Annotated in this window: 20 protein-coding genes; 14 read left to right on the plus strand and 6 right to left on the minus strand. The window is 72.0% G+C overall.

All coding sequences use genetic code 11. The features are described from left to right. Nucleotides 1-163: 163 nt before the first annotated feature. From ABT122_RS01670 to ABT122_RS01705, 8 genes are all read left to right on the plus strand, one after another. Nucleotides 164-415 (plus strand): phosphopantetheine-binding protein, encoded by a 252-nt coding sequence (locus tag ABT122_RS01670; RefSeq protein ID WP_351543666.1) that lies wholly within the window; start codon nt 164-166, stop codon nt 413-415. Continuing rightward, on the plus strand, nt 412-1,545 hold the full coding sequence (locus ABT122_RS01675) for an acyl-CoA dehydrogenase family protein (RefSeq protein WP_351543669.1): 1,134 nt from the start codon (nt 412-414) through the stop codon (nt 1,543-1,545). The genes ABT122_RS01670 and ABT122_RS01675 overlap by 4 nt, the downstream gene beginning before the upstream one ends. 714 nt (nt 1,546-2,259) lie before the next feature. After that, nucleotides 2,260-3,150 (plus strand): SGNH/GDSL hydrolase family protein, encoded by an 891-nt coding sequence (locus ABT122_RS01680; protein ID WP_351543672.1) that lies wholly within the window; start codon nt 2,260-2,262, stop codon nt 3,148-3,150. 190 nt (nt 3,151-3,340) lie between these two features. After that, nucleotides 3,341-4,516, plus strand: coding sequence for a DUF418 domain-containing protein (locus tag ABT122_RS01685; protein ID WP_351543675.1), 1,176 nt, complete (start codon nt 3,341-3,343; stop codon nt 4,514-4,516). A 168-nt stretch (nt 4,517-4,684) separates the two neighbouring features. After that, nucleotides 4,685-5,593, plus strand: a complete 909-nt coding sequence (locus ABT122_RS01690; protein WP_351543678.1) for a hypothetical protein — start codon at nt 4,685-4,687, stop codon at nt 5,591-5,593. Between the two features lie 143 nt (nt 5,594-5,736). After that, nucleotides 5,737-6,162: a hypothetical protein gene (locus tag ABT122_RS01695; RefSeq protein WP_351543681.1), complete on the plus strand. Its 426-nt coding sequence runs from the start codon at nt 5,737-5,739 to the stop codon at nt 6,160-6,162. Between the two features lie 190 nt (nt 6,163-6,352). Continuing rightward, complete coding sequence (locus ABT122_RS01700) at nt 6,353-7,549, plus strand: cytochrome P450 (RefSeq protein WP_351543684.1); 1,197 nt, start codon at nt 6,353-6,355, stop codon at nt 7,547-7,549. Then, entirely contained in the window at nt 7,546-7,779 is a 234-nt protein-coding gene (locus tag ABT122_RS01705) for a ferredoxin (protein ID WP_351543687.1), read from the plus strand. Before ABT122_RS01700 ends, ABT122_RS01705 begins: the two co-directional genes overlap by 4 nt. A gap of 232 nt (nt 7,780-8,011) precedes the next feature. Here ABT122_RS01705 and ABT122_RS01710 read toward each other — a convergent pair whose 3' ends face one another. Both ABT122_RS01710 and ABT122_RS01715 read right to left on the minus strand, forming a co-directional pair. Then, nucleotides 8,012-8,968 carry a hypothetical protein gene (locus ABT122_RS01710; protein WP_351543689.1) on the minus strand — a complete coding sequence of 319 codons (957 nt, stop codon included), beginning with the start codon at nt 8,966-8,968 and terminating at the stop codon, nt 8,012-8,014. Next, complete coding sequence (locus tag ABT122_RS01715) at nt 8,961-9,260, minus strand: hypothetical protein (RefSeq protein WP_351543691.1); 300 nt, start codon at nt 9,258-9,260, stop codon at nt 8,961-8,963. The genes ABT122_RS01710 and ABT122_RS01715 overlap by 8 nt, the downstream gene beginning before the upstream one ends. 255 nt (nt 9,261-9,515) lie before the next feature. On the opposite strand from ABT122_RS01715, the gene ABT122_RS01720 reads away from it, so the two are divergent. Further along, nucleotides 9,516-10,760: a cytochrome P450 family protein gene (locus ABT122_RS01720; protein ID WP_351543693.1), complete on the plus strand. Its 1,245-nt coding sequence runs from the start codon at nt 9,516-9,518 to the stop codon at nt 10,758-10,760. Nucleotides 10,761-10,777: 17 nt separating this feature from the next. Here ABT122_RS01720 and ABT122_RS01725 read toward each other — a convergent pair whose 3' ends face one another. Continuing rightward, nucleotides 10,778-11,587: an SAM-dependent methyltransferase gene (locus ABT122_RS01725; protein ID WP_351543696.1), complete on the minus strand. Its 810-nt coding sequence runs from the start codon at nt 11,585-11,587 to the stop codon at nt 10,778-10,780. Nucleotides 11,588-11,711: 124 nt separating this feature from the next. Beyond that, on the minus strand, nt 11,712-14,183 hold the full coding sequence (locus ABT122_RS01730; protein ID WP_351543699.1) for a beta-glucosidase: 2,472 nt from the start codon (nt 14,181-14,183) through the stop codon (nt 11,712-11,714). Nucleotides 14,184-14,343: 160 nt separating this feature from the next. On the opposite strand from ABT122_RS01730, the gene ABT122_RS01735 reads away from it, so the two are divergent. Together ABT122_RS01735 and ABT122_RS01740 are read left to right on the plus strand one after the other, a co-directional pair. Next, nucleotides 14,344-14,913, plus strand: coding sequence for a TetR/AcrR family transcriptional regulator (locus ABT122_RS01735; RefSeq protein ID WP_351543702.1), 570 nt, complete (start codon nt 14,344-14,346; stop codon nt 14,911-14,913). Nucleotides 14,914-15,031: 118 nt separating this feature from the next. After that, nucleotides 15,032-15,529: a hypothetical protein gene (locus ABT122_RS01740; protein WP_351543705.1), complete on the plus strand. Its 498-nt coding sequence runs from the start codon at nt 15,032-15,034 to the stop codon at nt 15,527-15,529. 121 nt (nt 15,530-15,650) lie between these two features. Here the strand turns inward: ABT122_RS01740 and ABT122_RS01745 are convergent, their stop codons facing one another. Then, the gene (locus ABT122_RS01745; protein WP_351543708.1) at nt 15,651-17,945 is read right to left on the minus strand and encodes an ATP-binding cassette domain-containing protein; all 2,295 of its coding nucleotides are present in this window, start codon (nt 17,943-17,945) and stop codon (nt 15,651-15,653) included. Between the two features lie 326 nt (nt 17,946-18,271). Here ABT122_RS01745 and ABT122_RS01750 point away from each other — a divergent pair, with 326 nt between their 5' ends. Next, nucleotides 18,272-20,605, plus strand: coding sequence for a chitinase C-terminal domain-containing protein (locus ABT122_RS01750; protein ID WP_351543711.1), 2,334 nt, complete (start codon nt 18,272-18,274; stop codon nt 20,603-20,605). A gap of 130 nt (nt 20,606-20,735) precedes the next feature. On the opposite strand, the gene ABT122_RS01755 is transcribed toward ABT122_RS01750, so the two are convergent. Then, on the minus strand, nt 20,736-21,704 hold the full coding sequence (locus ABT122_RS01755; protein WP_351543714.1) for a GNAT family N-acetyltransferase: 969 nt from the start codon (nt 21,702-21,704) through the stop codon (nt 20,736-20,738). Nucleotides 21,705-21,903: 199 nt separating this feature from the next. Between ABT122_RS01755 and ABT122_RS01760 the strand changes: the two genes are divergently transcribed. Both ABT122_RS01760 and ABT122_RS01765 read left to right on the plus strand, forming a co-directional pair. Beyond that, on the plus strand, nt 21,904-22,353 hold the full coding sequence (locus ABT122_RS01760; protein WP_351543717.1) for a PPOX class F420-dependent oxidoreductase: 450 nt from the start codon (nt 21,904-21,906) through the stop codon (nt 22,351-22,353). 349 nt (nt 22,354-22,702) lie between these two features. Continuing rightward, on the plus strand, nt 22,703-24,415 hold the full coding sequence (locus tag ABT122_RS01765; protein ID WP_351543720.1) for an ATP-binding cassette domain-containing protein: 1,713 nt from the start codon (nt 22,703-22,705) through the stop codon (nt 24,413-24,415).

Below are 24,415 nucleotides of genomic sequence, written 5' to 3' on the forward strand. Positions count from 1 at the left end.
CCCCTCCTCCACCACATGGTCAACGCCCACCTCCACGGCCGCAAAACCCACCAAGGCTTCTACCCCTACCCCTAAACCACACCCCACACAAACACACACCACAGAAAGCAAAAGCCACCGGAACAACAACCGGAAAAGAATCCGGAAAAGAAGGAGAAAGAGAATGACCCATCACCCCCCGCCCACCATCAACCACTACCTCACCGACACCTACCCCGGACTCGCCCTCGACGACAACGACGACATCTACGAACTCGGCGTGGCCAACTCCCTCTTCACCGTCCGGCTGATCACCCACATCGAAAAGGCCTACGAAATCACGATCCCGAACGATGAACTCCGTCCCGACAATTTCCGTACCATCACCGCCATCAACGAACTGATCCAACGGCTCACGCAGACGACCTCCCCATGACCGACCCCACCAGCGCGCAGAACGTCCGGCACACCACCCGCACCCAGGTCGAAGCCCATATCGCTCCCCATGCGACCGAATTCGACAGGAACCAGCGTGTTCCGCCCGACGTTCTCCAGCTCATCGGGGAGTTCGGCTGGTGGGGGGCGATTCTGCCCATCGCGCGCGGTGGTGCGGGGGTGGGCATGGAAGGGCTGGGTGTTCTGCACGAGGAAGTCGGCCGTGGGTGCTCGTCCGTGCGGAGTCTGCTCACCGCGCACACCATGGTGGTCTCGGCCGTCGCGCGCTGGGGCACTCCTGAGCAGCGGGAGCGCTGGCTTCCGGGGCTCGCTGCCGGGAGCACGACCGGGGCGTTGTGTCTCACCGAGACCGGGGCCGGGTCGAATCCGGCAGGGCTCAGGACCACCGCCACCCCGCGGTCTGCGGCCGGACACACCCTGCACGGGACCAAGCGCTGGGTGACCGGCGGACAGACGGCGGGGGTGCTGCTGGTGCTCGCCCGGACTCCGGCCGGCGTGACCGGCTTTCTCGTCGAGCCGTCGCACGCGACGGTTCATGTGCAGCCGCTCACCGGCCTTCTCGGCACCCGTGCCGCCATGCACGCCGATATCTCCTTCGACCACACACCCGTCTCCCCCGACGCGCTTCTCGGACCCGACGGGTTCGCCCTTCACACCGTCGTTCCCGCCGCCCTCGACATCGGCCGCTTCAGTGTGGCGTCCGGGACCACCGGGATTCTTCAGGCGTGCCTGGAGGCCTCGATCGCCCACACCGCCGATTCCCCTCTGAGGGAACATCAGCTCATCCAGCAGATGATCACCCGGATGGTCACGGACACCCAGGCGGCCAGGCTTCTCTGCGCCCGTGCCGGGCAGCTCAAGGACACCGACGATCCGCACCATCAGCAGGCCACGTGGATGGCGAAGTACTTCGCCGCTTCGGCGGCCTCGCAGGCCGCCGCCAACACCGTGCAGATCCATGGGGCACAGGGGTGCAGCCCCGCCCATTCCGCTCAGCGGCACTACCGCGACACGAAGATCATGGAGATCATCGAGGGCACCACCCAGCTCCACGAGATCACCATCGCCCAGGATGCCTACCAGTACCTCGGCGGAACACCGCGACCGTGAGACGGTGAGTCCGCCGCCCGGGCGGATCTGCGGCGTACGGACCGATCCCGGGCGTGGTGGAGCGTGGGTTCCCTCCCTCCCGGCCCGGGTCCGTACCGCCGGGGGCCGGTACGGACGGCCCGTCCCACTCGTCCCCCTCTCCGGCAGCCGGGCGACACCGGCATTCGGCCGTTCAGCGAGCCGTGGGCACGCGGGTCCGCGATTTCAGCCGGGGCGGAGACGGAACCCGGGTGCGGAGGCCCGGCGTCGGCGGGCAGGCGGGTCGGAGGGTGGGCGCAGGTCCGGCCGGTGTTCCCTCCTCTCGGGCCGTCGCCGCGTACCGGGAGGCAGGGCACGGCCATCAGCCGCGGAGCGGAATCCGGGATGTCCACCGGTCGGCAGGACAGGCAGGGCAGGCGGGACGGGAGGAGACAGAAGGGGTGGAGGGGGCTCCTGGGGCATCGGAGGGACGGCCGGAACAGATCCCCGGAGACAACGGGGTTGAACGGCTCGCGCTCGGGCCGCCGTGCAGTCGGTCAACGTCCTGAAGAGACAACCGAGCGACACCCGAGCGACACCCGAGCGGCATCCGAGCGACACCCGGGAAACACCCGGGAAACCCCCGAGCGGTAGCCGAGCGGCAGCCGAGAAATCTCCGGGAATCCTCCGGGAACCACCAGAGAGCCGGCTCGGAGACCCGGGAGTCCCCCTTCGCTTCAGAGGAGAAGACAGCAGATGCGTATCCGCGGACCCCTCGCATTCCTCGCCACAGCCGCCACCCTGCTGGGGTTGATGGCCGGCGGCTCGGCCGGCGCAACGGCCGCACCCGCCGACGCCCGGGGCACGGCGGCCAGTGCGGAGCCCACCTACTACGTCTCGCTGGGCGACTCGCTGGCCAGCGGCTTCCAGCCGGACGTGCAGCGGGACACCGACCAGGCCTATACGGACAAACTCTTCACCCAGTTGAAGAAGACGGATGCCAATCTGCGTCATATCAAGCTGGGTTGCACGGGCGAGACCACCGCGACGATGATCAATCGCGGTATCTGCGACTACAAGGACAGCGCCAACAAGACGGTGTCCCAGCTCGGCAAGGCGGTGGACTTCCTCAAGCAGAACGGCACCCGGGTGAAGTTCGTCTCGCTGAACATCGGCGGGAACGACATCGGTACGTGCTTCGTCAACGGCGCCATCGATGTGAGCTGCACCCTGCGGGCGCTCAAGACCCTCGACACCAACCTCGGCAGAATCACCAGTGCGATCAACACGGCGTCCAGCACGCAGACCCATCTCGCGGGTGCCAACTCCGTCAACCCCTTCCTGGTGACCTGGCTCACCGGAGCGCAGGGGCAGATCATCGCGCAGCAGTCGGCGGGTGTGCAGCAGGCCTTCAACGAGATCGTGGCCAAGCACTACCGGAACACGCACTTCACCCTGGCGGACTTCGCCACCGCCTATGAGTCCTTCGCCTTCACCCCCGACGTGGATGTCGCCGGTGTGGGGAAGGTTCCGACCAATGTGGCGCGCATCTGCCAGCTGACCTTCGTCTGCGGCGCGCTCCAGGACATCCACCCCAACCCCACCGGCCATCAGGTACTGGCGGATGCGATGAGGCCGGCTCTCTAGCGGCGTCCCTCTCCTCCCTCTCCGTACCAGCGCATTCCACGACGACCACGACGACCCATCCGGCGCGGCGCGCCGGATGGGTCGTCGTGCGCAGGTCGGGGCCCTCGCCCGGGCGCTACACCGAAAGATGTAGCGCCTCTTCGTCTGCGGTCATGACGTGGGTGGTCCGGCGGGGAGAAACGATGAAGACATGACCGAGACCATGACCTCCCCGACGACGACCGCGGGACCGCCGCCCCGCCGCCTGGCACTGCTGGACGTGCTGCGCGGGGCCGCGATTCTGGGCACTCTGATGACCAACGTCTGGATCTTCACCGGTCCCGGCGCGGAGTGGGGGGTACTGAGCGGCGAGGCGCAGCCGTCCTTCGACTCCTTCGCCGGCGCGGCCGAGGGTGTCGCACGGCTGCTGGCGAACGGCAAGTTCCTCTCGCTGCTCACGATTCTCTTCGGGGTGGGCCTGGCCATTCAGTACGGATCGGCGGTCCGGCGCGGTGAGCCGTGGCCGGGGCGCTACCGGTGGCGGGCCCTGCTTCTGTTCGCCGAGGGGACGGTGCACTTCGTGCTGGTCTTCGCGTGGGATGTGCTGATGGGGTACGCGGTGACCGCGCTCCTGGTCGCGTGGCTGCTGGCCCGTTCGCAGGTGGTGCAGAACCGGGTGATGTGGTGGGCGCTGGGGCTGCATCTGGCCCTGATCGGCCTGCTGACGGCGGCTCTGGCCGGGACCGGGGAACAGGGTGGCGGGTCGGTCTCGCGCGAGGTGACCGATCTGTACGCGTACGGGAGTTGGGGCGAGCAGATCGCCTTCCGGCTGGAGAACGCCCTCGCGCTCCGGCTGGAGCCGGTGCTCACCTTCTTCCTGCTGGTCTTCCTGTTCCTTCTCGGGGTGCGGCTCTTCCGGGCCGGGGCGTTCGGCGCCGAGCCCGTGGGGCGCCGTATCCGCGCCCGTCTGCTGGCGTGGGGGCTGGGTCTCGGGCTGCCGCTCAGTGTCGCCGCCTCGCTCGCCGGGCCGGAGCTGTTCCTGCTGGACCGGTACGTGGCCGGTCCGCTGACCGCGCTCGGCTACATCGGGCTGATCGGCGTTCTGGTGGACCGGATACGGCGGCCGGGGCCGCTGATGAACGGTCTCACCTCGGTCGGCAGGACCGCTCTGTCGGGGTATGTCCTTCAGAATGTGCTGTGTGTGCTGGTGTCGTACGGCTTCGGGCTCGGGCTGGCGCACCGGCTGGACGACTCGTGGCGGCCCTGGTGGGTGATGGGGCTGTGGCTGGTGGTGTGCGCGGTCCTGATGGCGGGTTCCGCACTGTGGCTGCGGCGCTTCCGGACGGGCCCACTGGAGTCCGTGCAGAGGTGGGCGCTGCGGCGCTGAGCGCACTCCCCCGCCGCTGTCCCGTCCCTCCCTCCTCCCTCCTCCCTCCTGCGTGCCGGTCCGGCGCCCGGAACCGAACCGTGGTTCCGGGCGTCGGACCGTCGTCACGGGCGGCGGAGAACCGTCACGTACGGCAGAGATCCGAGAGCGGACAGTGGTGGGGGAGACATGCGGGGAAGCAGAGTGGCCGGGTCGGCGGCGGCGGTCGTCATCGCGGTCGTGGCGGTCGGGTGCGACACCGGGCGGGGGGCGGGAGGCGGCGGCGCGAACGGGAGAGCCCCGGAGGGCCTCGTGGTCGCCGGGGAGCCGCCCGCCTCCCCGTACGGCGGCCCGCTGCTGGTACGGCACGGCAACGGCGGCCGGGAGATCGACAACGACACCCCGGAGGGTATGAGGCTCCTCTCGGGGGCGGCCGGCCGGGCGCTGGAGTGCGAGGGGGCCATCTATTCGGGCGGAGGCGGCGACACCTGGAGCGAGGGGGACGGCGGGGCGACCCCGGAGGAGGGGCTCGCGGCGTTCTTCGACATGCAACAGCCCGACCTGCCCCGGTACGGCTATCGCGTGGAGGCCGAGGCCGACGGACGCGTGCTGTACTCCTTCGATGTGAAGGGCAGGACCAGGATCGCCGTGGTGGTGGCCGAGGACCAGCCGGGGCGCCCGGGCTGGGGCCCGGACACCAGCGCCTCCTGCGATCCGGCGGAGCTTCCGGCCGCCTTCACCGACACCCGGGGCTATGAGATCTGGACCGACACCGACGGCAGACGGGTCCCGGTCACCAGGGTGACCGGATACTCCGGTGCCGAGCACTGCGCGTGGGAGAAGGCCCACTTCGTGGAGTTGGACGCGACCACGGACCGCGCCTCGTACGCCCGGGACCCGGAGGGGGTGCTGCCGGCGTCGATGCTCACCTCGCGGTACGACGGAAGCGCGGCCCTGCCCGATGACGCGCGGGACACGCGCTACCGGCTCGGCGACCGGGAGCTGTGGCTGGCGGCCGACGGGTCGAGGGCGTACGTGCGCACCCCCGCGGGCGTGGAGGCGTGGCCCGAGGTCAAGGACGGGATGGCCTGCGCGTGAACGGGCGGGGGAAGCGCGCGCCGGCCGTCGGCGGTGGGTGCGGTGGTGTGCGGCGCGTCAGCGTCCGGGAGGGGTGTCGTCCGTATCGGTGACGGCCGGGCCGGGCGCGGGTGCGGGCGTCCGGTGGTCCGTATCGTGCTCGCATGGCACGGGTACAGGTGCGGGTTTTCGAGTGCGACTGGCCGGGCTGTACGGCGGTGCTGCGCACCCCGTACACCACGGAGCGCAGGGCGAAGGCGTATGTGTGGAAGCGGGGGTGGCTGTGGACCGCGGACGAGTCCGAGATGCATTTCTGCGGCACCGCGCCGGCTCCGGGCCGCCGGGCCGGGCACGCGCAGCTGATTCTCGCCGAGCACCGGCCTTCGCTGACCCGGCTCACGGCCCCCTGTTCCGGTTGGTACGTGGCCTGTTGGTGCGGCTGGCCCGGGGCCGGTGAGCAGTTCGGGTTCCCGGCGGCGACGGCCGGCGAGGCGCGGGCGCGCTGGGCGAGACATCTCGTCCTGCCCTGCCGCTCGTCGCCCCGCCGTCCGCGGGACCACTCCGCCGTCCTGCCCGGGGGTCCGCCGTAGCACCCCGGCGGTGCCGGCCGGCCCGGGACCGCCGCGGCGGAGGTTCGCGTGCGCCTCTCCGTTCGGTGGGCCGCTCGGACGTACATTTCGCCCCGGGTCGGGGGATTTGGCCGAACTACGCGTAGACGGTTAGGTGCCCGAGGCATGTAATGAAGCGGCACATCGGACTCCCACCTCTGAGAGGCCCCCGTTGTCGGACACCGTCGCCTTCCCCCAGAGCCGCGCCTGCCCCTACACCCCTCCCACGGCCTACGAACCCCTGCGCGCGGCGGGGCCGATCAGCCGCGTATCGCTCTACGACGGCCGCTCGGTGTGGGCGGTCACCGGCCACGCGCTCGCGCGAGAGCTGCTGACCGATCCCCGGCTGTCCAGCGACCGGGAGCACCGGTCCTTCCCGGTCACCAATCCTCGTATCGCCGCCATCGGCCCGCGCCGGGTCGCGCTGCTCGGGGTCGACGATCCCGAGCACAACGCCCAGCGCCGGATGCTCATCCCCGGCTTCAGCCTCAAGCGGGTGGCCGCGCTCCGGCCGGCGATCCAGCGGACGGTGGACCGGCTGCTGGACGAGCTGGTGGAGAAGGGGCCGCCCGCCGAAATGGTGGGCGCCTTCGCCCTGCCGGTGCCGTCGATGGTGATCTGCGACCTCCTCGGAGTCCCCTACGCGGACCACGACTTCTTCGAGGAGCAGTCCCGCATCCTGCTGCGCGGCCGGTCCGGCGAGGACAGCGTGCGGGCACGGGACCGGCTGGACGCGTACATGGGCGGGCTGATCGACGAACGGGCCGCCGGCCCCTGCGACGGCGACGGGCTGCTCGACGAGCTGATCCGGCGCGGGCGGGCGGCGGGCCCGCTGGACCGCGAGGAACTGATCAGCCTGGCCATCATCCTGCTCATCGCGGGACATGAGACCACCGCGAACATGATCTCCCTGGGGGTCTTCACCCTGCTCCAGCATCCGGAGCGACTCGCCGAACTCCGGGCGGACGAGTCGCTGATGCCGGCGGCGATCGAGGAGCTGATGCGGTTTCTGTCGATCGCGGACGGCATGCTGCGGGTGGCGGTCGAGGACATCGAGGTCGAGGGCGGGGGGACGATCCGGGCGGACGACGGGGTCGTGTTCGCGACCTCGATGATCAACCGGGACGCCGACGCGTTCCCGGCGCCGGACGCCCTGGACTGGAGCCGCGCGGCGCGCCACCACATCGGCTTCGGCTACGGAGTGCACCAGTGCCTGGGGCAGAATCTGGCCCGTGCCGAGATGGAGATCGCCCTGCGGTCGCTGTTCGCGCGGCTGCCGGGGCTGCGGCTGACCGTCCCCGCCGACCAGGTCCCGTTCAAACCCGGCGACACCCTGCAGGGCATGCTGGAATTGCCGGTCGCCTGGTGACCGGCGGCGCGGCGGAGAGCCGGGAGGGTCTGCGCGTCGAGGTGGACAGGGAGGTCTGCATCGGGGCGGGCATGTGCGCGCTCACCGCGCCCGAGGTGTTCACCCAGGACGACGACGGGCTGAGCGAACTGCTCCCGTCCTGGACGGCGGCGCGCCAGGAGCACCGGGTGCGGGAGGCGGTACGGCTGTGTCCGGTGCGGGCGATCACCGTGACCGGCCGGGCGCCGTGACCGGGCCTGACCACCCTCCGGGCCGTGGTCTGGGGACGGGCCTCGTCGCCCTCCGGGCCGTGGCCTGCGGACCGGCCGCCGTGGCCCCTCCGGGCCGGGGGATCGGCGCCCGGGGAGAGGTCGTCCGTCCCCGAGCCGCCGGGTCCGGTGCCGCCGGAGGCGCGCGCGGCCGCTTCCTCCCGCCGGGCACGAGGGGGGACCCGGCCGCGGCGCGGCCGTTCGGCGGGGCCGGCTACAGGAATTCGCCGTGCCGGGTCTGCGGGCGGCGGGGGAAGGCGCCCTGTTCGGGGGGTCTGCGGAGCTGGATGGTCCGGTCCGGCTCGGACAGGGGTGCGCGGACGGGGGTCTGGGGCTTGACCGGGTGGTCACCGGCCGGGCGGCGGTCGGCCGGTGGCGGGGGCGGGGGAACGGTGTGCCGGTGCCGCGCGGTGACCTGGCGCGGCGGCCGGACCATGGTGATGAGCCGGACCAGTTGCTGGAAGCAGGCGAGCGCGGCGATGGACGGCAGCGCGGCGGCGGCCGCGGCGGTGAGGGTCCGGGGCGCCTGGGTGATGCAGAGCAGTGTGGCGACCGTGGAGAAGATGAGGACCACGGACCAGGAGTGCACGGCCCGGCGGCGGTGGAGCGAGGCCCGCAGGATGGAGAGGGAGGCGACGATCCAGGGGCCGTAGACCAGCAGCGGCCACCAGTGGATCAGGGTCTGGGGCAGCCGGGGGTCGGCGATGCTCCGCAGCGGGTCCAGGGCCACCATCCCGCCGAGCACGCTGACCATGGAGACGATGACGGCGGCGAGCGCGGCGATCGAGAAACTGATCGCCCGCGCGAGCAGGAACTTGGGACCCCGGTTGGGCGGCCGGCGCCGCCGGCGGTGCGGGGCCGGTGGTCTGGGGGGTGCCTCGGCGGGCGGCCCGAGGAGCCCCGTGCGCAGGGGCACGTCCATTGGTTCCGGTTTCCGGCCGTGTCCGGGGAGTCCGTCGAATTCATGGACTCCGGAGTTCTGGAGCAGTTGCTCCAGCTCTTCGGTGGGGTCCCACACCCCGTCGAGAGTCTCCATGACCGGCGGGCCCATCGGCTGATATGCGGCGACGGATTCCACCGGGGAGGGCACATACGTTTCCTCCCAGGGAACGTAACCGTGCTGATCGGGGTGGGGGGCCGGTGAACCGTAGGGGTCGTACTCCTCATACATGGACGATATTCCCCGTCCATTCGTCACGGCTGGCGGCGGACGGCGCGTACCCGGTGCCGGAGCGCCGGGCGAACTCGTCCTGAAGCCGGCCGATGGTCGTCAGCAGGTCCTCCACCACGGAGGACGAGTATCTGAGTTCGACACAGCGGCCCCCGTACTGGAGCGAGGCGTGACCGCCGTCCGGCACGGAACGGTCCATGCCGGGGACAAATGCCCACTGTCCCATCCTCACCGCGTCGGGGGCGATCGCACGGCGGGAGGCCGCCATGGCCGGGCTCTTTGTTGTCGTCATATTCCGAATAACGACGGTGCGGGCACCCCTGATGTGGAGCAATTGGGCGACATAATTAGGCCGCATGGGCGTTTCATCCGTGAATTCCATCGCCTTTTACGACGAACGCGGCGGTGCTGGACACCGGGTGACGGGGGTTCATGGGCGTCCGGGGGCGATGGCCGGCCGCCCGCGCGCGGAGGCGTGGACGTGGCGCCGCGCAGGGCGGATCGTGGTGCGCGTCACCGGTCCGCGCACCGCCACAGGAGGATGAGCATGACCAGTTCCGGCACCAGCGCCCCCGTGCCGCTCGGCAGCGACGGCGGCCCGGATCTGTACGAGCAGGTCGACCGGCTCCGTGCGGCGGGGCCCGCCGTCCGTGTCGGGCTGCCCGAAGGGGTGACGGCCTGGTCCGTCTCCCGGGGGGACGTGGTCAGAAGGCTGCTGACGCATCGGGGGGTCTCCCGGGACGCGCGGGCGGCCGTGCCCGGGTACCGGCCTGGGCGGGTGTCCTGGCTCTTCCCGTGGGTGGACACCGAGTCCATGTTCACCTCCGAGGGCGGCGACCACACCCGGCTGCGGAGGCTGATCGGCCCCGCGTTCTCACCCCGCCGGATCGAGGCGATGCGGCCGGGGGTCACCGCCGTCGTGGACGGTCTGCTCGACGCGCTGGAGGAGCGGCCGGGCGATGAACCGGTGGATCTGCGGGCCCTGTTCAGCTATCCGGTGCCGACCCGGGTGATCTGTGATCTCTTCGGGGTACCGGAGGATCAGCGCCCCGAGGTGCTGCGGGTCTTCGAGCGGGTGGCGGCGACGGGGGTCAGCGAGGAGGACGCCGCGGCCGTCCGTGACGGGCTGATGGCCACGATGAAGGCGCTGGTCGCGTTCCGGCGCCGGGAGCCCGGTGAGGACATGACCTCCCTGCTGCTCGCGGCCCGGGAGGACGGTGCGGACCGGCTCAGCGAGCAGGAGCTGGTCTCCACGCTGATTCTGATGCTCGGAGCCGGGAGCCAGACCACGATCGCCCTCATCGGCCAGGCCGTGCGGGCGCTGCTGACGGATCGCCGGCAGCTCGATGCCGTACGCGCCGATCCGGGGCGGTGGGGCGATGCGATCGAGGAGACCCTGCGGCTGCACGCGGCGGTGATGCATCTGCCGCTGCGGTGGGTGACGGAGGACATCGACCTCGGCGAGGGGGTGGTGCTGCGGCCCGGTGACGCGGTGCTCGTGGCCTTCGGGGCGCACGGCCGCGATCCCGGTGTCCACCGGGACGCGGACGCCTTCGACCTGGACCGCGCGGACAAGGAGCATCTGGCGTTCGGGCACGGGGTGCACTACTGCCTCGGGGCCCCTCTGGCGCGTCTGGAGGCCGGGGTGGCGCTGCCCGCCCTGTTCGCGCGGTTCCCGGGGATCGCCCTCGCGGGCGATCCCCGGTCGCTCGGGTTCCAGCGCTCGTTCATCGCCAATGACGTCGCCGCCCTGCCGGTGCTGCTGAACCACCGGGGGACGGGGAGGGGCTGAGCGCCGGGCCCGCCGTGTCAGCGCTTGCGCCCGACCCCGCCCAGGGCGATGACCTCGTCCCGGGGGGTGTCCTCGGCGGGGTCGGGGCGCCAGCGGTCCAGCGGTACGACCCCCGGCTCCAGCAGCTCCAGGCCGTCGAAGAACCCGGCGATCTCCTCGGGGCTGCGCAGATGGTAGGGGGCCGCGCCGCTGTCGTTGTAGCGGCGGGTGGCGGCGGCGTTGGCCTCGTTGGTGTCGACGCTGTCGTTGAACACCAGATAGCTGCCCGACGGCAGCGCGTCCATCAGCGCCCGCACGGTCGACCGCGCCTCGCCGTGGTCGGCGATGTGCCCGACGACCTGCATCAGGGTGAGGGCGACGGGCCGGGACAGGTCCAGGGTCCGCGCCGCCTGTTCGACGATGGCCGCGGGGTCGCCCAGGTCGGCGTCGATGTAGTCGGTGGCGCCTTCCGGGGTTCCCACCAGCAGGGCCCTGGCGTGGGCCAGGACCAGCGGGTCGTTGTCCACGTAGACGATGCGCGAGGAGGGGGCCGCCCGCTGGGCGATCTGGTGGGTGTTGTTGGCGGTGGGCAGGCCGGTGCCGACGTCCAGGAACTGCCGGATGCCCTCCTCCCGGGCCAGATGGTCGACGGCCCGGACGAGGAAGGCCCGTGAGTCGCGGGCGAGATCGACGACGCCGGGGAAGAACGCGCGGAACTCCTCCCCCACCTTCTGGTCGACGGGGTAGTTGTCCTTGCCGCCCAGCCAGTAGTTCCAGATCCGGGCCGAGTGCGGCAGGGAGGTGTCGAGCCCGGACTCCTGCCGCTTGCCGGATATGTCGCCGTTCACGCGTTCTGCCTCCTGGTGTGTGGTGCTCCAGTATCCCGTACGGCCCACCAGGCGGTCACCGGCCCCCGGGCGAACGCCGGTTGGCGGCCCGTGCCCCGGGTTCCCGGGGCACGGCGGCGCGGGTTCAGACCTCCAGGGTGGTGGTCAGGCGCGCGTCGTCGAGCGCGTGTGCCGCGTGGACCTCGTACGGACCGGGGACGAACTCCCAGGAGTGGCCGGACTCGTCCCAGATCTCGAAGGCGCGGCGGGACAGGACGATCTCGGCCTCGGCGGTCTCCCCCGGCGCGGCCTCGACGGAGGCGAAGCCCGCCAGCCAGCGGAGCGGACGCTCGTGCGGGCCCCCGGGGGCGGGCGCGAGATAGATCTGCACCGTCTCCCGGCCGGTCCGGGAACCGGTGTTGCGCACTCGCACCCGGACGGCGCCGGGGCGGGCCTCCAGGGATTCGTACGCCCAGGTGGTGTAGCCGAGGCCGTGGCCGAAGGGGTACGCGGGGACGGTACCGGCCCGGTCGTAGCCGCGGTAGCCGATGAAGAGGCCCTCGCTGTAGGGCAGTGCGCCGTCGGACGGGACGACCCGTGTGACGGGTGCGTCGTCGAGGGCGGCGGGCCAGGTGGTGGGGAGCCGGCCGCCGGGCTCCCGGGCGCCGAGCAGGACATCGGCGAGCGCGGCGCCGCCCTCCTGGCCGGGGAACCAGGTCAGCAGGATCGCCGCGACCTCCTCGCGCCAGGGCAGTTCCACCGGGGAGCCGGCGTTGACGACCACGACGGTGTCCGGGTTGGCGGCGGCGACCGCGCGCACCAGGTCGTTCTGGCGGCCGGGGAGCGACAGACCGGCGCGGTCGAAGCCCTCGGACTCCACGCTCTCGGTGGTGGCGACGACCACGACGGCGGTGTCGGCCGCGCGGGCGGCCTCGACGGCCTCCGCGATCAGCTCGTCGGCGTCACGGCGGGGTTCGGCGTGCAGCAGGGAGAAGACGACGGCGGGCATCGGTGTCCCGACGGTGCTGTCGATCACATGGCGCAGCGAGACCGTGGTGGGCTCGCCCCGGGTGAGGGGGACGCGGGCGCGCTCCCGCGGGGCGCCGAAGAAGGCGCCGAAGGGGTCGGATTCGTCGCCCATCGGCTGGGCGCCGTCCCACAGGACCCGGTCGCCGACGGTGAGCCGGAAGGCGCCGATGCCCCGGGTGCCGAAGGTGTGCTCGCCGCTCTCGCGGGGGATGTACCGGCCCCGGATCTCCACGGAGTGCAGGGTCTCGTGGGTGACTCCGGCGGGGAGGTCGGCGCTGATCCACTGGACGTGGCCGCCGGGCAGGGTGGCCTCGCCGATGGTCCGGCCGGCGCGGTCGCGGCAGATCGCGGTGAGGGTGAAGCCGGTTCCGGCGGGGCCGAGTTCGTCGTGGGGGTCGGCGCCGACCGCGTAGGTGAGGTCCGCGGGGGGCAGTACGGCGGCGAGGCCGGCGAGCGGGGAGACGACCCGCTCGGGGAAGACGGTGGCGGAGCCGCCGCCGAGGACGCGGGCGTCGCGGGCGGCGGCGCCGATGAGGGCGATCCGGCCGGTGCGGGCGGGGTCGAGGGGCAGCGCGGCGGCGCGGCCGGGCACGGCCGTGTTCCGGAGCAGGACGAAGGAGCGGTGGGCGATCTCGCGGGCCAGGGCCTGGCCGTCGATGCGGGCGGGGGGTTCGGTGACGGCCGGTTCCGCCCCGTCGAGCAGGCCGGCGCGGGCGGCGAGGAGCAGGACCCGGCGCACGGCGGTGTCCACGTCGGACTCCTGGACCAGGCCGTCGCGGACGGCGGCGGCCAGCGCCTCGCCGTAGACGGTGCGCGGGCCGGGCATGGCGACGTCGAGTCCGCCGGTGAGGGCACCGGCGGTGGAGCGGGCGGCGAGCCAGTCGGAGACGATGAAGCCGTCGAAGCCCCATTCGCCGCGCAGCACGGCGTTCTGGAGATAGCGGTGCTCCGTCATGGTGGAGCCGTTGACCTGGTTGTAGGCGGCCATGATGCCCCAGGGGTGGGCGTTCCTCACGATGGCCTCGAACGGCGCCAGATACAGCTCGCGCAGGGGGCGCGGGGCGATGAGGTTGTCGACGGTGAAGCGGTCGGTCTCGGCGTCGTTGCCGGTGAAGTGTTTGACGGTGGTGCCCACTCCCCCGTCCTGGACACCGAGGACATAGCCGGTGCCGATCTCGCCGGTGAGGTACGGGTCCTCCGAGTAGCACTCGAAGTGGCGCCCGCCGAGGGGGGAGCGGTGCAGATTGACGGTGGGCGCGAGCAGGACGTGGACCCCCTTGCGGCGGGCCTCCTGGGCGAGGAGCCGTCCGGTCCGGCGGGCCAGGGCGGGGTCCCAGGCGGCGGCGAGCGCGGTGGGGGACGGCAGGGCGATCGAGGGGTCGTCGGCGCTCCACCGGGTGCCCCGGACACCGACCGGACCGTCCGACATGACCAGGGACGCGAGTCCGATCTCCGGGAGGGCCGGGAGGGACCACATGTCCTGCCCGGCGAGGAGCGCGGCCTTGGCGTCGAGGCCGAGTTTCCCGAGGGCGGTCTCGACGGCTTCGGCGTGGTCGGGCGCGGGGGCGGGTGCGGGGGTGTCGGCCACGGCCGTGTCTCCTTCTGCGGGTGCGGGAACGGTGTCGTGGTGCCATGGTGGCCCGATTACCTGTAGACCGGTAGGGTTTGTTATCTGTCTGTAATATTTCCGATGACGTACGGTCCTTTCGGCAGGGAGTCGCGGGTGCGAGGGAGAGGGACCGAGGGTGATGGCCAGGGCCAGAAGCGGGGAGCGGCGTGCGGAGATTCTCCGCGCCGCCCTCGAAGTGATCGCGGAGCGCGGCTACCGGGGCGCGTCGCTGGGCGCGGTCGCCGAGCGGGTCGGCCTCACCCAGCAGGGCCTGCTGCACTACTTCCCCACCAAGGAGGCGCTGCTCGTCGCCGTTCTGGAGGAGCGCGACCAGTGGGACACCGGCGCCGCCGCGCGCTCCCCGGGCGCCTGGCGGCTGGAGCTGCTCGCCTCCCTCGTGGAGTACAACGCGATGCGGGGCGGCATCGTGCAGACCTTCTCGGCGCTGCTGGGCGAGAGCGTCACGGACGGCCATCCCGCCCGGGAGTACTTCACCCGCCGGTACGGCCAGGTGCGCGAGCAGATGGCCCAGGTGCTGCGCGCGGAGTACGGCGAGGAGCTGGCCGGCGGCCTCACCCCGGAGCAGGCGGCTCCCCTGCTGACGGCGGTGATGGACGGGCTCCAGTACCAGTGGCTGCTGGACCCGGAGGCCGTCGACATGCCGGACGCGTTCCGCGACTTCCTCGCGCTGCTGCGCCCGCGCGGCTGACCGCGCGGCGGCCCCGTCCCGTACGCCCGGGGTGTCGGTCCACCACGGCGGGCGCACCGGCATGGGACGCTCGGCGGGTGCCGCCCGGGGCGGCGCGGCGCCCGACGCAGGAGGCCCGGTGGATGTCAGTACGTTCTACGCGCTCTTCTCGGCCACCTGTTTCACCCTGGTCGGCCTCTGGTGGAACGTGGTGCAGAACCATGAGGAGTGGCTGCGCGAACCGGCCCGGCGGCGCGTGGTGGGCGGGGTCTACCTCTCCTTTCTGCTGCCCGCGCTGATGGGGCTGTTCGCGCAGGTGGGAGGGGTCGGGACACCGGGGATCTGGCGGGCCAGCTTCGTGGTGATCTCGGTGGTGGGCTGTCTGTCGACGCTGCGGCTGCTGGGGATGGGGTCCCGGGAGGGTGCCTTCCCCTCGCTGGTACTGCCCCAGCTGGGTGCGGCGGCCGTCTATCTGCTGATCGCGGTGGTGGGGCTGGCGCCCGGGATCGCGGGCGCCATCGGCCTCAGGCCGATCCAGGCCGAGGCGATCCTGCTGAGCCTGCTGGTGCTGCTCGGCCACGGGCTGGTGTGGCGGTTCATGGCGGGAGCGGGGCGGCCCGCCGGAACGGCTCCGTAGCCGCGGGCGGCGGTCTCCGGGCCGCCGCGCCGGCCGTTGGGGCGCCCCCCGGCCGGTGCCCGCGGGGGAAGGCCCCGAGGGCCCCGAGGACCCCGCGGACACCGGGCGGCCGGGCGGGGGCTCAGCCGGCCGGCTCTCCCACATAGGCGCGCAGATGCTGGGCCGTGAGTGTCTCCGCGTCCGCGACGAGCTGGGCGGGCGTCCCGGTGAACACCACCTGTCCTCCGTCGTGGCCACCGCCGGGACCGAGGTCGATCAGCCAGTCGGCGTGGGCCATCACGGCCTGGTGGTGCTCGATGACGACGACCGTGTTGCCCTCGTCGACCAGCCGGTCGAGCAGGGCGAGGAGCTTGTCCACATCGGCCATGTGGAGTCCGGTGGTCGGCTCGTCGAGGATGTAGACCGAGGACTTCTCGGCCATGTGGATCGCCAGCTTGAGGCGCTGCCGCTCGCCGCCGGAGAGCGTGTTCAGCGGCTGACCGAGCCGCAGATAGCTCAGCCCGACATCGGTGAGCCGCCCGAGGATGGTGTGCGCCTGCCCGGTCGGGAAGAAGGCGTGCGCCTCCGCCACCGACATCCCGAGGACCTCGCTGATGTTCCTGCCGCGCAGCAGATGGGTGAGCACCTCGGAGGTGAACCGCTTCCCCTCGCACTCCTCGCACGGGGAGGCGACACCCGACATCATCGCGAGGTCGGTGTAGACGAGCCCCAGCCCGTTGCACTTCGGGCAGGCACCCTCGGAGTTGGCGCTGAAGAGGGCGGCCTTCACGCCGTTGGCCTTGGCGAAGGCGGTACGGATCGGATTGAGCAGTCCGGTGTACGTGGCCGGGTTGGAGCGGCGCGAGCCCCGGATCGGGGACTGGTCGGCGACGACCACGCCCTCCCGGTCGGCGAGGTAGCCGTGGATCAGCGAGCTCTTGCCCGATCCCGCGACTCCGGTGACGACGGTGAGCACCCCGGTGGGGATGTCCACGCTGACGTCCCGGAGGTTGTGCAGATCGGCGTCCTTGATGGAGAGCTGCCCCCGGTGCGGGCGCACCCGCTCCCGCAGCCGGGCCCGGTGCTCCAGATGGCGGCCGGTGAGCGTGCCGGAGGCACGGAGTCCGGCGACGGTGCCGCTGAAGCAGATCTCGCCGCCGCCCTCGCCCGCGCCGGGCCCGAGGTCCACGACATGGTCGGCGATGGCGATCACCTCGGGCTTGTGCTCGACCACGAGCACGGTGTTGCCCTTGTCGCGCAGGAGCAGCAGGAGGTCGTTCATGCGCTGGATGTCGTGCGGGTGCAGCCCGATGGTCGGCTCGTCGAAGACGTAGGTCACATCGGTGAGGCTGGAACCGAGGTGGCGCACCATCTTGACGCGCTGGGCCTCGCCGCCGGAGAGGGTGGAGGCGGGCCGGTCGAGGCTGAGATAGCCGAGCCCGATCTCGGTCAGGGACTCCAGGAGGTGCCGGAGGCCGGCGAGCAGCGGGGCGACACCGGGGTCGTCGACACCGCGGACGAACTCGGCGAGATCGCTGATCTGCATCGCCGAGCACTCGGCGATGTTGACTCCATTGACGCGGGAGGAGAGGGCGGCCCGGGTGAGGCGGGTGCCCTCGCACTCGGGGCAGCGGGTGAAGACGACGGCACGGTCGACGAAGGCCCGGATGTGCGGCTGAAGCGCCTCGCGGTCCTTGACGAGCCAGGTCCGCTGGAGTTTGGCCGCCAGCCCTTCGTAGGTGAGGTTGCTGGTGCCGACCTTGACCTTGACCGGCGGCTTGTGGAGGAGGTCCTCCCACTCCTGGGGGGTGAAGTCACGGAGCCTGCGGTCGGGGTCGTGGAAGCCGGCGGAGACCATCACCGACCAGGGCCAGGAGTCCACGGCGTATCCGGGGACGGTGATCGCGCCCTCGTTGAGCGACTTGTCGCGGTCGACCAGCTGGTCGATGTCGATCTCGGAGGCCTCGCCGAGCCCCTCGCAGCGGGGGCACATGCCCTCGGGCAGATTGAAGCTGAAGGCGCCGGAGGTGCCGATGTGCGGGGTTCCGAGGCGGCTGAAGACGATCCTCAGCATGGTGTACGCGTCGGTGGCGGTGCCCACCGTGGAGCGGGAGTTGGCGCCCATCCGCTCCTGGTCCACGACGATCGCCGCGCTCAGATTGTGCAGCCCGTCGACATCGGGACGGCCCAGGCTCGGCATGAACGACTGGATGAAGGCGGTATAGGTCTCGTTGATCAGTCGCTGGGACTCCGCGGCGATGGTCCCGAAGACCAGGCTCGACTTGCCCGAGCCGGAGACCCCGGTGAAGACGGTGAGGCGGCGCTTGGGCAGATCGATGTCGATGTTCCGCAGATTGTTCTCCCGGGCTCCCCGGACTTGGATCACGGTGTGGCCGTCGGCGGGTATCGACGGCCGGCCGGGTTCGGCAGGGGTCATTCGGAAATCCCTTTTCCTTGATCGTCGCAGGTGGTGCTCTTCACCGGGGGCCGGGGCGGCACGGCGGCGGTCCGAGCTGGTGCGCGGCCCCCTCTCCCCCGGCGTCCATCTTCGCTCACCTGCGGCTTCGCCGACCCCGATTCGCCTGGTCCGGACCTATTGACGTGCTGGTCTAGTCCTTTTAATCTCTGCGTCACCTCCGCGGATTCGGTTCCGGGTGTGCGCACACCCGGGGACCAACACGCTCCACCCCCACGCATGTCGAGCGAGGCAGATCACCCCCAGCGCCCCCGGGCGACTGGGCCCCCCACCAGGAGGATCAGACCGTGCTGTCCCCCATCCGTACCAGAGCGACGCTGTTCGCGGCAGGCGCGGCCGTCGCCGCGCTGCTGACCGGCTCGCTCTCCGCGGGCGTCTCCCAGGCCGCCCCCGCGCCCCAGGCCGCGGTCCCGCATGAGTCCTGTCGCCCCGACGGTCTCTACGCGACGCCCGGCGTCGACGTCCCGTACTGCTCGGTCTACGACACCGAGGGCCGCGAGAAGATGGGCGCCGACCACCAGCGCCGCATCATCGGCTACTTCGCCAGCTGGCGCACCGGCAAGGACGGCCGGCCCGCCTACCTCGCCTCCGACATCCCGTGGGACAAGATCACCCACATCAACTACGCGTTCGGGGCCATCGACGGGGCGAACAAGCTGTCCGTCGGCAAGGACGGCCCGAACAACCCCTCCACCGGGATGACCTTCCCCGGCGTCCCCGGGGCCGAGATGGACCCGGCGGTGCCCTACAAGGGCCATTTCAATCTGCTGACGAAGTACAAGAAGCAGTACCCGAACGTGAAGACGCTGATCTCCGTCGGCGGCTGGTCGGACACCGGTGGCTACACCGATGACAACGGCAAGCGGGTGGACTCGGGCGGCTTCTACTCGATGACCACCAACCCCGACGGCTCGGTCAACCACGCCGGCATCAACACCTTCGCCGACTCGGCCGTCGAGTTCATGAAGAAGTACGGCTTCAACGGCGTCGACGTCGACTACGAGTACCCGACCACGATGAAGGACGCCGGCAACCCGCTCGACTGGCAGATCGCCAACGGGCGGCGCGCGGGTCTGGTCAAGAGCTACTCCGTGCTGATGAAGACGCTCCGCGAGAAGCTCGACCGCGCGGGTGCCGCCGACAACAAGCACTACCTGCTCACCGTGGCCGCGCCCTCCTCGGGGTATCTGCTGCGCGGCATGGAGACGTTCCAGATCCAGAAGTACCTGGACTACGTCAACATCATGTCGTACGACCTGCACGGCACCTGGAACGAGCACGTCGGCCCCAACGCCGCCCTCTTCGACGACGGCAAGGACTCCGAGCTGGCCGGGGCGGGTGTGTACTCCACCGCCCAGTACGGCGGCATCGGCTATCTCAACACCGACTGGGCCTACCACTACTTCCGCGGCTCGATGCCGGCCGGCCGCATCAACATCGGTCTGCCGTACTACTCGCGCGGCTGGAAGAACGTCCAGGGCGGCACCGACGGGCTGTGGGGCAAGTCGGCCGCCACGAGCTGCCCCGCCGGGTCGGGACTGACCAAGTGCGGTGACGGCGCGGTCGGGATCGACAACATCTGGCACGAGACCGACACCACGGGCCGGGAGGCCCCGGCGGGCTTCAACCCGATGTGGCACGCCAAGAACCTGGAGAAGGGGATCGTCGGGGACTACGTCACCAAGTTCGGTCTCCCCGCGAACACCCGGCTGACCGGCACCTACGCCCGCAAGTACGACTCGACGCTGGTCGCGCCGTGGCTGTGGAACGCGGAGAAGAAGGTCTTCCTCTCCACCGAGGACGAGCAGTCCATCGCCGCCAAGGCCGACTATGTGGTGTCCAAGGGCATCGGCGGCACCATGATCTGGGAGCTGGCCGGCGACTACCGCTGGAACGCGGCCAAGGGCCAGTACGAGCCCGGCGACACGCTGACCACGCTGATGTACGACAAGTACAAGGCCGCCGCCGGCTACGGCAACAAGAAGTCGAACATCGCGCTGCCCGCCGAGGCGGTCAATGTGGACGTCGACTTCGGGCAGTTCGCCCTCGGCGACTCCAACTACCCGATCAGCCCCAAGCTGAAGATCACCAACAACACCAAGACGGCTCTGCCCGGCGGCACGGAGTTCCAGTTCGACTACGCGACCTCCGCCCCCGGCAACGCCAAGGACCAGTCCGGCTTCGGCACCTCGATCATCCGCAGCGACCACACCGGTCCCAATGTGGGCGGTCTCAAGGGCGACTTCCACCGGGCCTCGCTGAAGCTGCCGGCCTGGCAGTCGCTGGCCCCGGGCGCCTCCGTCGAGCTGGACTTCGTCTACTACTCGCCGACCTCGACCCCCTCCAACTGGACGGTGACCTTCGGCGGCAAGTCGTACGCCATCGCCGCCGACCTGGCGCGCGGGGTGAAGCTGGTCGAGCCGGGCGACGGCGGCCCGGGTGGACCGGGCGGTCCCGGTGGCACCTGCACCGCGCCGGCGTGGAGCGCGGCCGGGGAGTTCGGCACCGGAGTGACCGTCTCGCACAAGTCCCGCAACTGGAAGGCCAAGTGGTGGACGAAGGGCGACGAGCCCGGCACCACCGGCCAGTGGGGTGTCTGGCAGGACCTCGGTCCCTGCTGATCCGGACAACCTCGGAGCACCCTCTGAGCCCCCGTTCTGAACACATGTTCTGAACACCCTCTGAGCACCTTCTGAACCCGAAGGCCCCCGGCGGCGGTGTCCCTGGCCTTGCCGCCGCCGGGGGCCTTCGTCATGCCCGGGCTCCCCCAGGGCCGGAGGGTGCCGGTCGGGCGGGGCGGTGCTCCCAGCCGCGCGCGGTCCGGGTCAGCTCGTGGAAGCCGTGCGCGGTCAGCGCGGCGATCTCACCGCCCTCAGCGCCCGCGTCGCTCTCGTCCGCGTAGGCGAGGACCCGGTCGCAGCCGCAGAGAGCCAGCCAGCGGCCCGCCTCGCCGAGGAGCCAGCCGAGGAGTCCCGGGTGCGGGTCGTCGGGCAGGACGAGATCGGCGATGTCGGCGACACCGCCGGAGCGGGCGTGCCGCTCGGGGCGCTCCAGGGTGGTGTCCAGCTCGACATGGGCGACGGGCTCGCCGGCGAGCCGGGCGGTGAGCCGGGTGCCCAGGTCACCGAGGGTCCGGTGGAGGGTCAGCCCGGGCAGCGGGGCCGGACCGGGCGCGGGCAGCTCCGCGACCGCGGCGATCAGCAGGATCTCGGTGTGCCCGGTGTGGACGAAACCGGCGCGCTCCAGCACGGCCCGCACATGGGGCCACTGCTCGGGGACTCCGGTGACACCGGGAGCGGGCAGCTGTCCGTCGGTGTGGCGGGCGCGGACATGCCAGCGGGTGAGCTGGGCGAGGCAGGCGGCCATCAGCAGATCGGCGGGGTGTTCGCCGTCCGGTCCGGCGAAGGCGCCGGGGTTGTGCACGAACCAGGCGATGTGGCCGGTGTCCCGGTAGTCCTCGCCGACATCGGGGTCGTTGCGGTAGCGCAGCAGATGGGCCGCGCCGACGATCTGCTGCCGGTGCTCGGCGACGAGGGTGGTGCGCTCGGCGATCCAGGGGTCGGTGATGTACTCGTCGGGGCAGCGCTCGAGGCTGCTGAGGACGGTGTTGACCGAGACGGTCGCGCCGGGCACGACCGCCGCGGCGTGCGCGTTGACCAGGGTGGTGAGCTGGTCGCGGTCCTCGCGGTGGAAGGGGCGCACCTGCGGATACGCGGACATGACAGTGCCTCCGTGGGAATACGGTTTGAGGGAGGCCGCCATGAGGTGCGGTATGCCGGAGACCCTAACATCCCCGGACACGTCCCCGCGTCCGGAAACCGGGAGGGGCGGGAGACGGCGTGACTAGGGTGAGGCTGTCGTACGCTCCCGGGCGGTGTGCCGCCGCGGGGGGCCCGCAGGTCTGGCCGAGAGGTGACGCATGAGCGTGATGAGTCCGGAGATCCGGGAGCGGGTCACGGGGGCCCATATCTGGTTTGTCGCGACCGTCAGTCCGGACGGCGCGCCGCATGTGAGTCCGATGTGGCTCGGCACCATGGGCGATCTGCTGCTGTTCAACACCGCCGTCGGCCGGGTCAAGGAACGGAATCTCCGCCATGACCCGCGGGTGTATCTCTCCCACGCGGCGAAGGACGACCCGTACGACCGGGTGCAGATTCGGGGGCGGGCGGTCCGGTTCGTGGAGGGGCCGGAGGCGGACCGGGACATCGATCTGCTGGCGCAGAGGTACCTCGGGACCGAGCGGTTCGAGATGCGGGTGCGGGGCGAGCGGCGGGTGAGTGTGCTGATCGAGCCGGAGCGGGTGCGCCGGATCGTCGGGGTGGAGAGCTTCCCGGCGGGGGTGCTGCCACCGGAGCCGGGGGCCGTCTGAGAGCGCGGCGCCCGCCCGGGACCGGTGGCGCGCGCCGGACCGCCCCCGGTCACGCGGTGCGGCCCGGGTGCCGCCGTCGAGGCCGGGTCCGGCGGCGAAGCGCCGGACCTGGCGCACCGTCTCGGCCGCCGCCGTGCCTCCGCGCAGGCCGATCCGGTCCGGCGGCGGGCGCCCGGGCCCTCCTCGCCGGGGCCGCCGGGGCCGGCCCTCACCCCGCCCGGGTGAATTCGCCGCCGGCCCCCGCGCATCAGGTGTGCCCGGCCCGGCGGGCGGGCAGGGCAGGGCTGTGGCGCCGCCGGGCCCCGCGTACGGTGCCGGGGCGGGGGCGGCCGGGACGGTGAGTGGACTGGTGACGGAGACCGGACAGACGGAGACCGGACAGACGGAATCCGGGCGGATGGCGGACGGGCCGGGGGCGGCCCGCGGGGCCCGTATCCGGACCGAGGGGGCGGGGCTGCGGCTGCGCGGCGGCCGGCAGGCGCTGCGCGGGATCACCCTGGACGTGGCCCCGGGGCGGATCACGGGAATCGCGGGCGGCAGCGGCGCGGGCAAGACCCTGCTGCTGGAAACGCTCGCCGGGCTGCGCCGGCCGACCGGCGGCCTGGTGCGCCACGACGGGCTCGAACCGGCCGCCGCGGCCGTGCCGTTCGGCTTCGTCCCGCAGGACGACATCCTCCACCGGGGCCTCGGCCTGCGGCGCAGTCTGGAGTACGCGGCCCGGCTGCGCGGCGCCCCGCCGGAGGCCGTCGGCCGGGTGCTGGGGGAACTGGCGCTCACCCCGGTCGCCGGACAGCCCGTGGGCACGCTCAGCGGCGGTGAGCGCAAACGGGCCGGGATCGCGGTGGAGCTGCTGGCCCGCCCCCGGGTGCTGTTCCTGGACGAACCGACCTCCGGACTCGACCCGGCGACCGGCGGCCGGCTGATGACCACCCTCGCCACACTCGCGGCCTCCGGCGTGACGGTGGTGCTGACCACCCACTCCCCCGCCGATCTGGCCCGTTGCGACCAGGTCGTCTTCCTCGCCCCGGACGGCTCCCGGGCCCACGCGGGGCCGCCCGCCGAGGTGCTGAGCCACTTCGGGGCGGCCGACTTCACCGAGGTGTACGCGGCGGTGGCGGAGCGCCCGGCGCCCGTTCCGGCGGTGGAGCCGGCGCCCCTGCCCCGGGTGCCCGCACGGCGGCGCCCCGGTCCCCGTCCCGGCCCCGGCGCGTTCGCCCAGTGGCTGCTGCTCACCCGGCGCTCCGCCGAACTGCTGCGGCGCGACCGGCTGTCGGCGGCGATCATGGTGGGCTCACCGGTGATGATCGTGGCGATGTTCGCGCTGCTGTTCCGGCCGGGGGTCTTCGATCCCGCGCGGCCCAGCCCTTCGTCCACGGCGATGGTGCTGTTCTGGATCGCGTTCGGCGCGTTCTTCTTCGGACTCGCCTACGGCCTGCTCCAGATCTGCGCCGAACTCGCCGTGGTCCGCCGGGAGCGCCTCACCACCCTGCGGCTCGGCCCCTATCTCGCCGCCAAGGTCACCCTGCTGCTCCCGGTGCTGGCGCTCGCCGACGCGCTGCTGCTCGCCGTGCTGCGCGCCGGGGACCGGCTGCCCGAGGCGGCGCCCGGGGTCTACGGGTCGCTCTTCGTCACCAGCGCTCTCGCGTCGGCCGCCGGTCTCGCGCTGGGGCTGCTCACCTCGGCGGCGGTCTCGGACCCGGGGCAGGCGGCGCTGACGCTGCCGCTGCTCTGCTTCCCGCAGGTGCTGTTCTCGGGGGCGTTCGTACCGGCGCCGCTGATGGCGTCGGCCGGTCAGTGGATCAGCGCGGCGATGACCAATCGCTGGGCGTTCGAGGCGCTGGGCGCCGCGGTGGATCTGGAGGGGCTCTGGGCCCGGGGAGCCTCCCCGCTGGGCCCGCCGCTGCTCTCCTCGTACGGGGACACCTTCGGCCATGCCCCCTGGACGCGCTGGCTGCTGCTCTGCGGTTTCACGGTGCTCTTCCTGGCGGCGGCGTGGTGGCTGCTCCGGCGGCGGTGCCCCACCCCGCACCGGCCGCTCACCGGCGGAGCGGGCGGGCGCTGA

The sequence above is a fragment of the Streptomyces sp. NPDC001985 genome (assembly GCF_040296845.1).
Taxonomy (GTDB): Bacteria; Actinomycetota; Actinomycetes; order Streptomycetales; family Streptomycetaceae; genus Streptomyces.

Excerpts from the sequence above, each read along its gene's own strand:
- ABT122_RS01720 (WP_351543693.1), top strand. The coding sequence starts at position 9,516 with ATGACCAGTTCCGGCACCAGCGCCCCCGTGCCGCTCGGCAGCGACGGC.
- ABT122_RS01680 (WP_351543672.1), top strand. The coding sequence starts at position 2,260 with ATGCGTATCCGCGGACCCCTCGCATTCCTCGCCACAGCCGCCACCCTG.
- ABT122_RS01675 (WP_351543669.1), top strand. The coding sequence starts at position 412 with ATGACCGACCCCACCAGCGCGCAGAACGTCCGGCACACCACCCGCACC.
- ABT122_RS01695 (WP_351543681.1), top strand. The coding sequence starts at position 5,737 with ATGGCACGGGTACAGGTGCGGGTTTTCGAGTGCGACTGGCCGGGCTGT.
- ABT122_RS01745 (WP_351543708.1), bottom strand. The coding sequence starts at position 17,945 with ATGACCCCTGCCGAACCCGGCCGGCCGTCGATACCCGCCGACGGCCAC.
- ABT122_RS01710 (WP_351543689.1), bottom strand. The coding sequence starts at position 8,968 with ATGTATGAGGAGTACGACCCCTACGGTTCACCGGCCCCCCACCCCGAT.
- ABT122_RS01760 (WP_351543717.1), top strand. The coding sequence starts at position 21,904 with ATGAGCGTGATGAGTCCGGAGATCCGGGAGCGGGTCACGGGGGCCCAT.
- ABT122_RS01670 (WP_351543666.1), top strand. The coding sequence starts at position 164 with ATGACCCATCACCCCCCGCCCACCATCAACCACTACCTCACCGACACC.
- ABT122_RS01735 (WP_351543702.1), top strand. The coding sequence starts at position 14,344 with ATGGCCAGGGCCAGAAGCGGGGAGCGGCGTGCGGAGATTCTCCGCGCC.
- ABT122_RS01690 (WP_351543678.1), top strand. The coding sequence starts at position 4,685 with ATGCGGGGAAGCAGAGTGGCCGGGTCGGCGGCGGCGGTCGTCATCGCG.
- ABT122_RS01685 (WP_351543675.1), top strand. The coding sequence starts at position 3,341 with ATGACCGAGACCATGACCTCCCCGACGACGACCGCGGGACCGCCGCCC.
- ABT122_RS01755 (WP_351543714.1), bottom strand. The coding sequence starts at position 21,704 with ATGTCCGCGTATCCGCAGGTGCGCCCCTTCCACCGCGAGGACCGCGAC.
- ABT122_RS01715 (WP_351543691.1), bottom strand. The coding sequence starts at position 9,260 with ATGACGACAACAAAGAGCCCGGCCATGGCGGCCTCCCGCCGTGCGATC.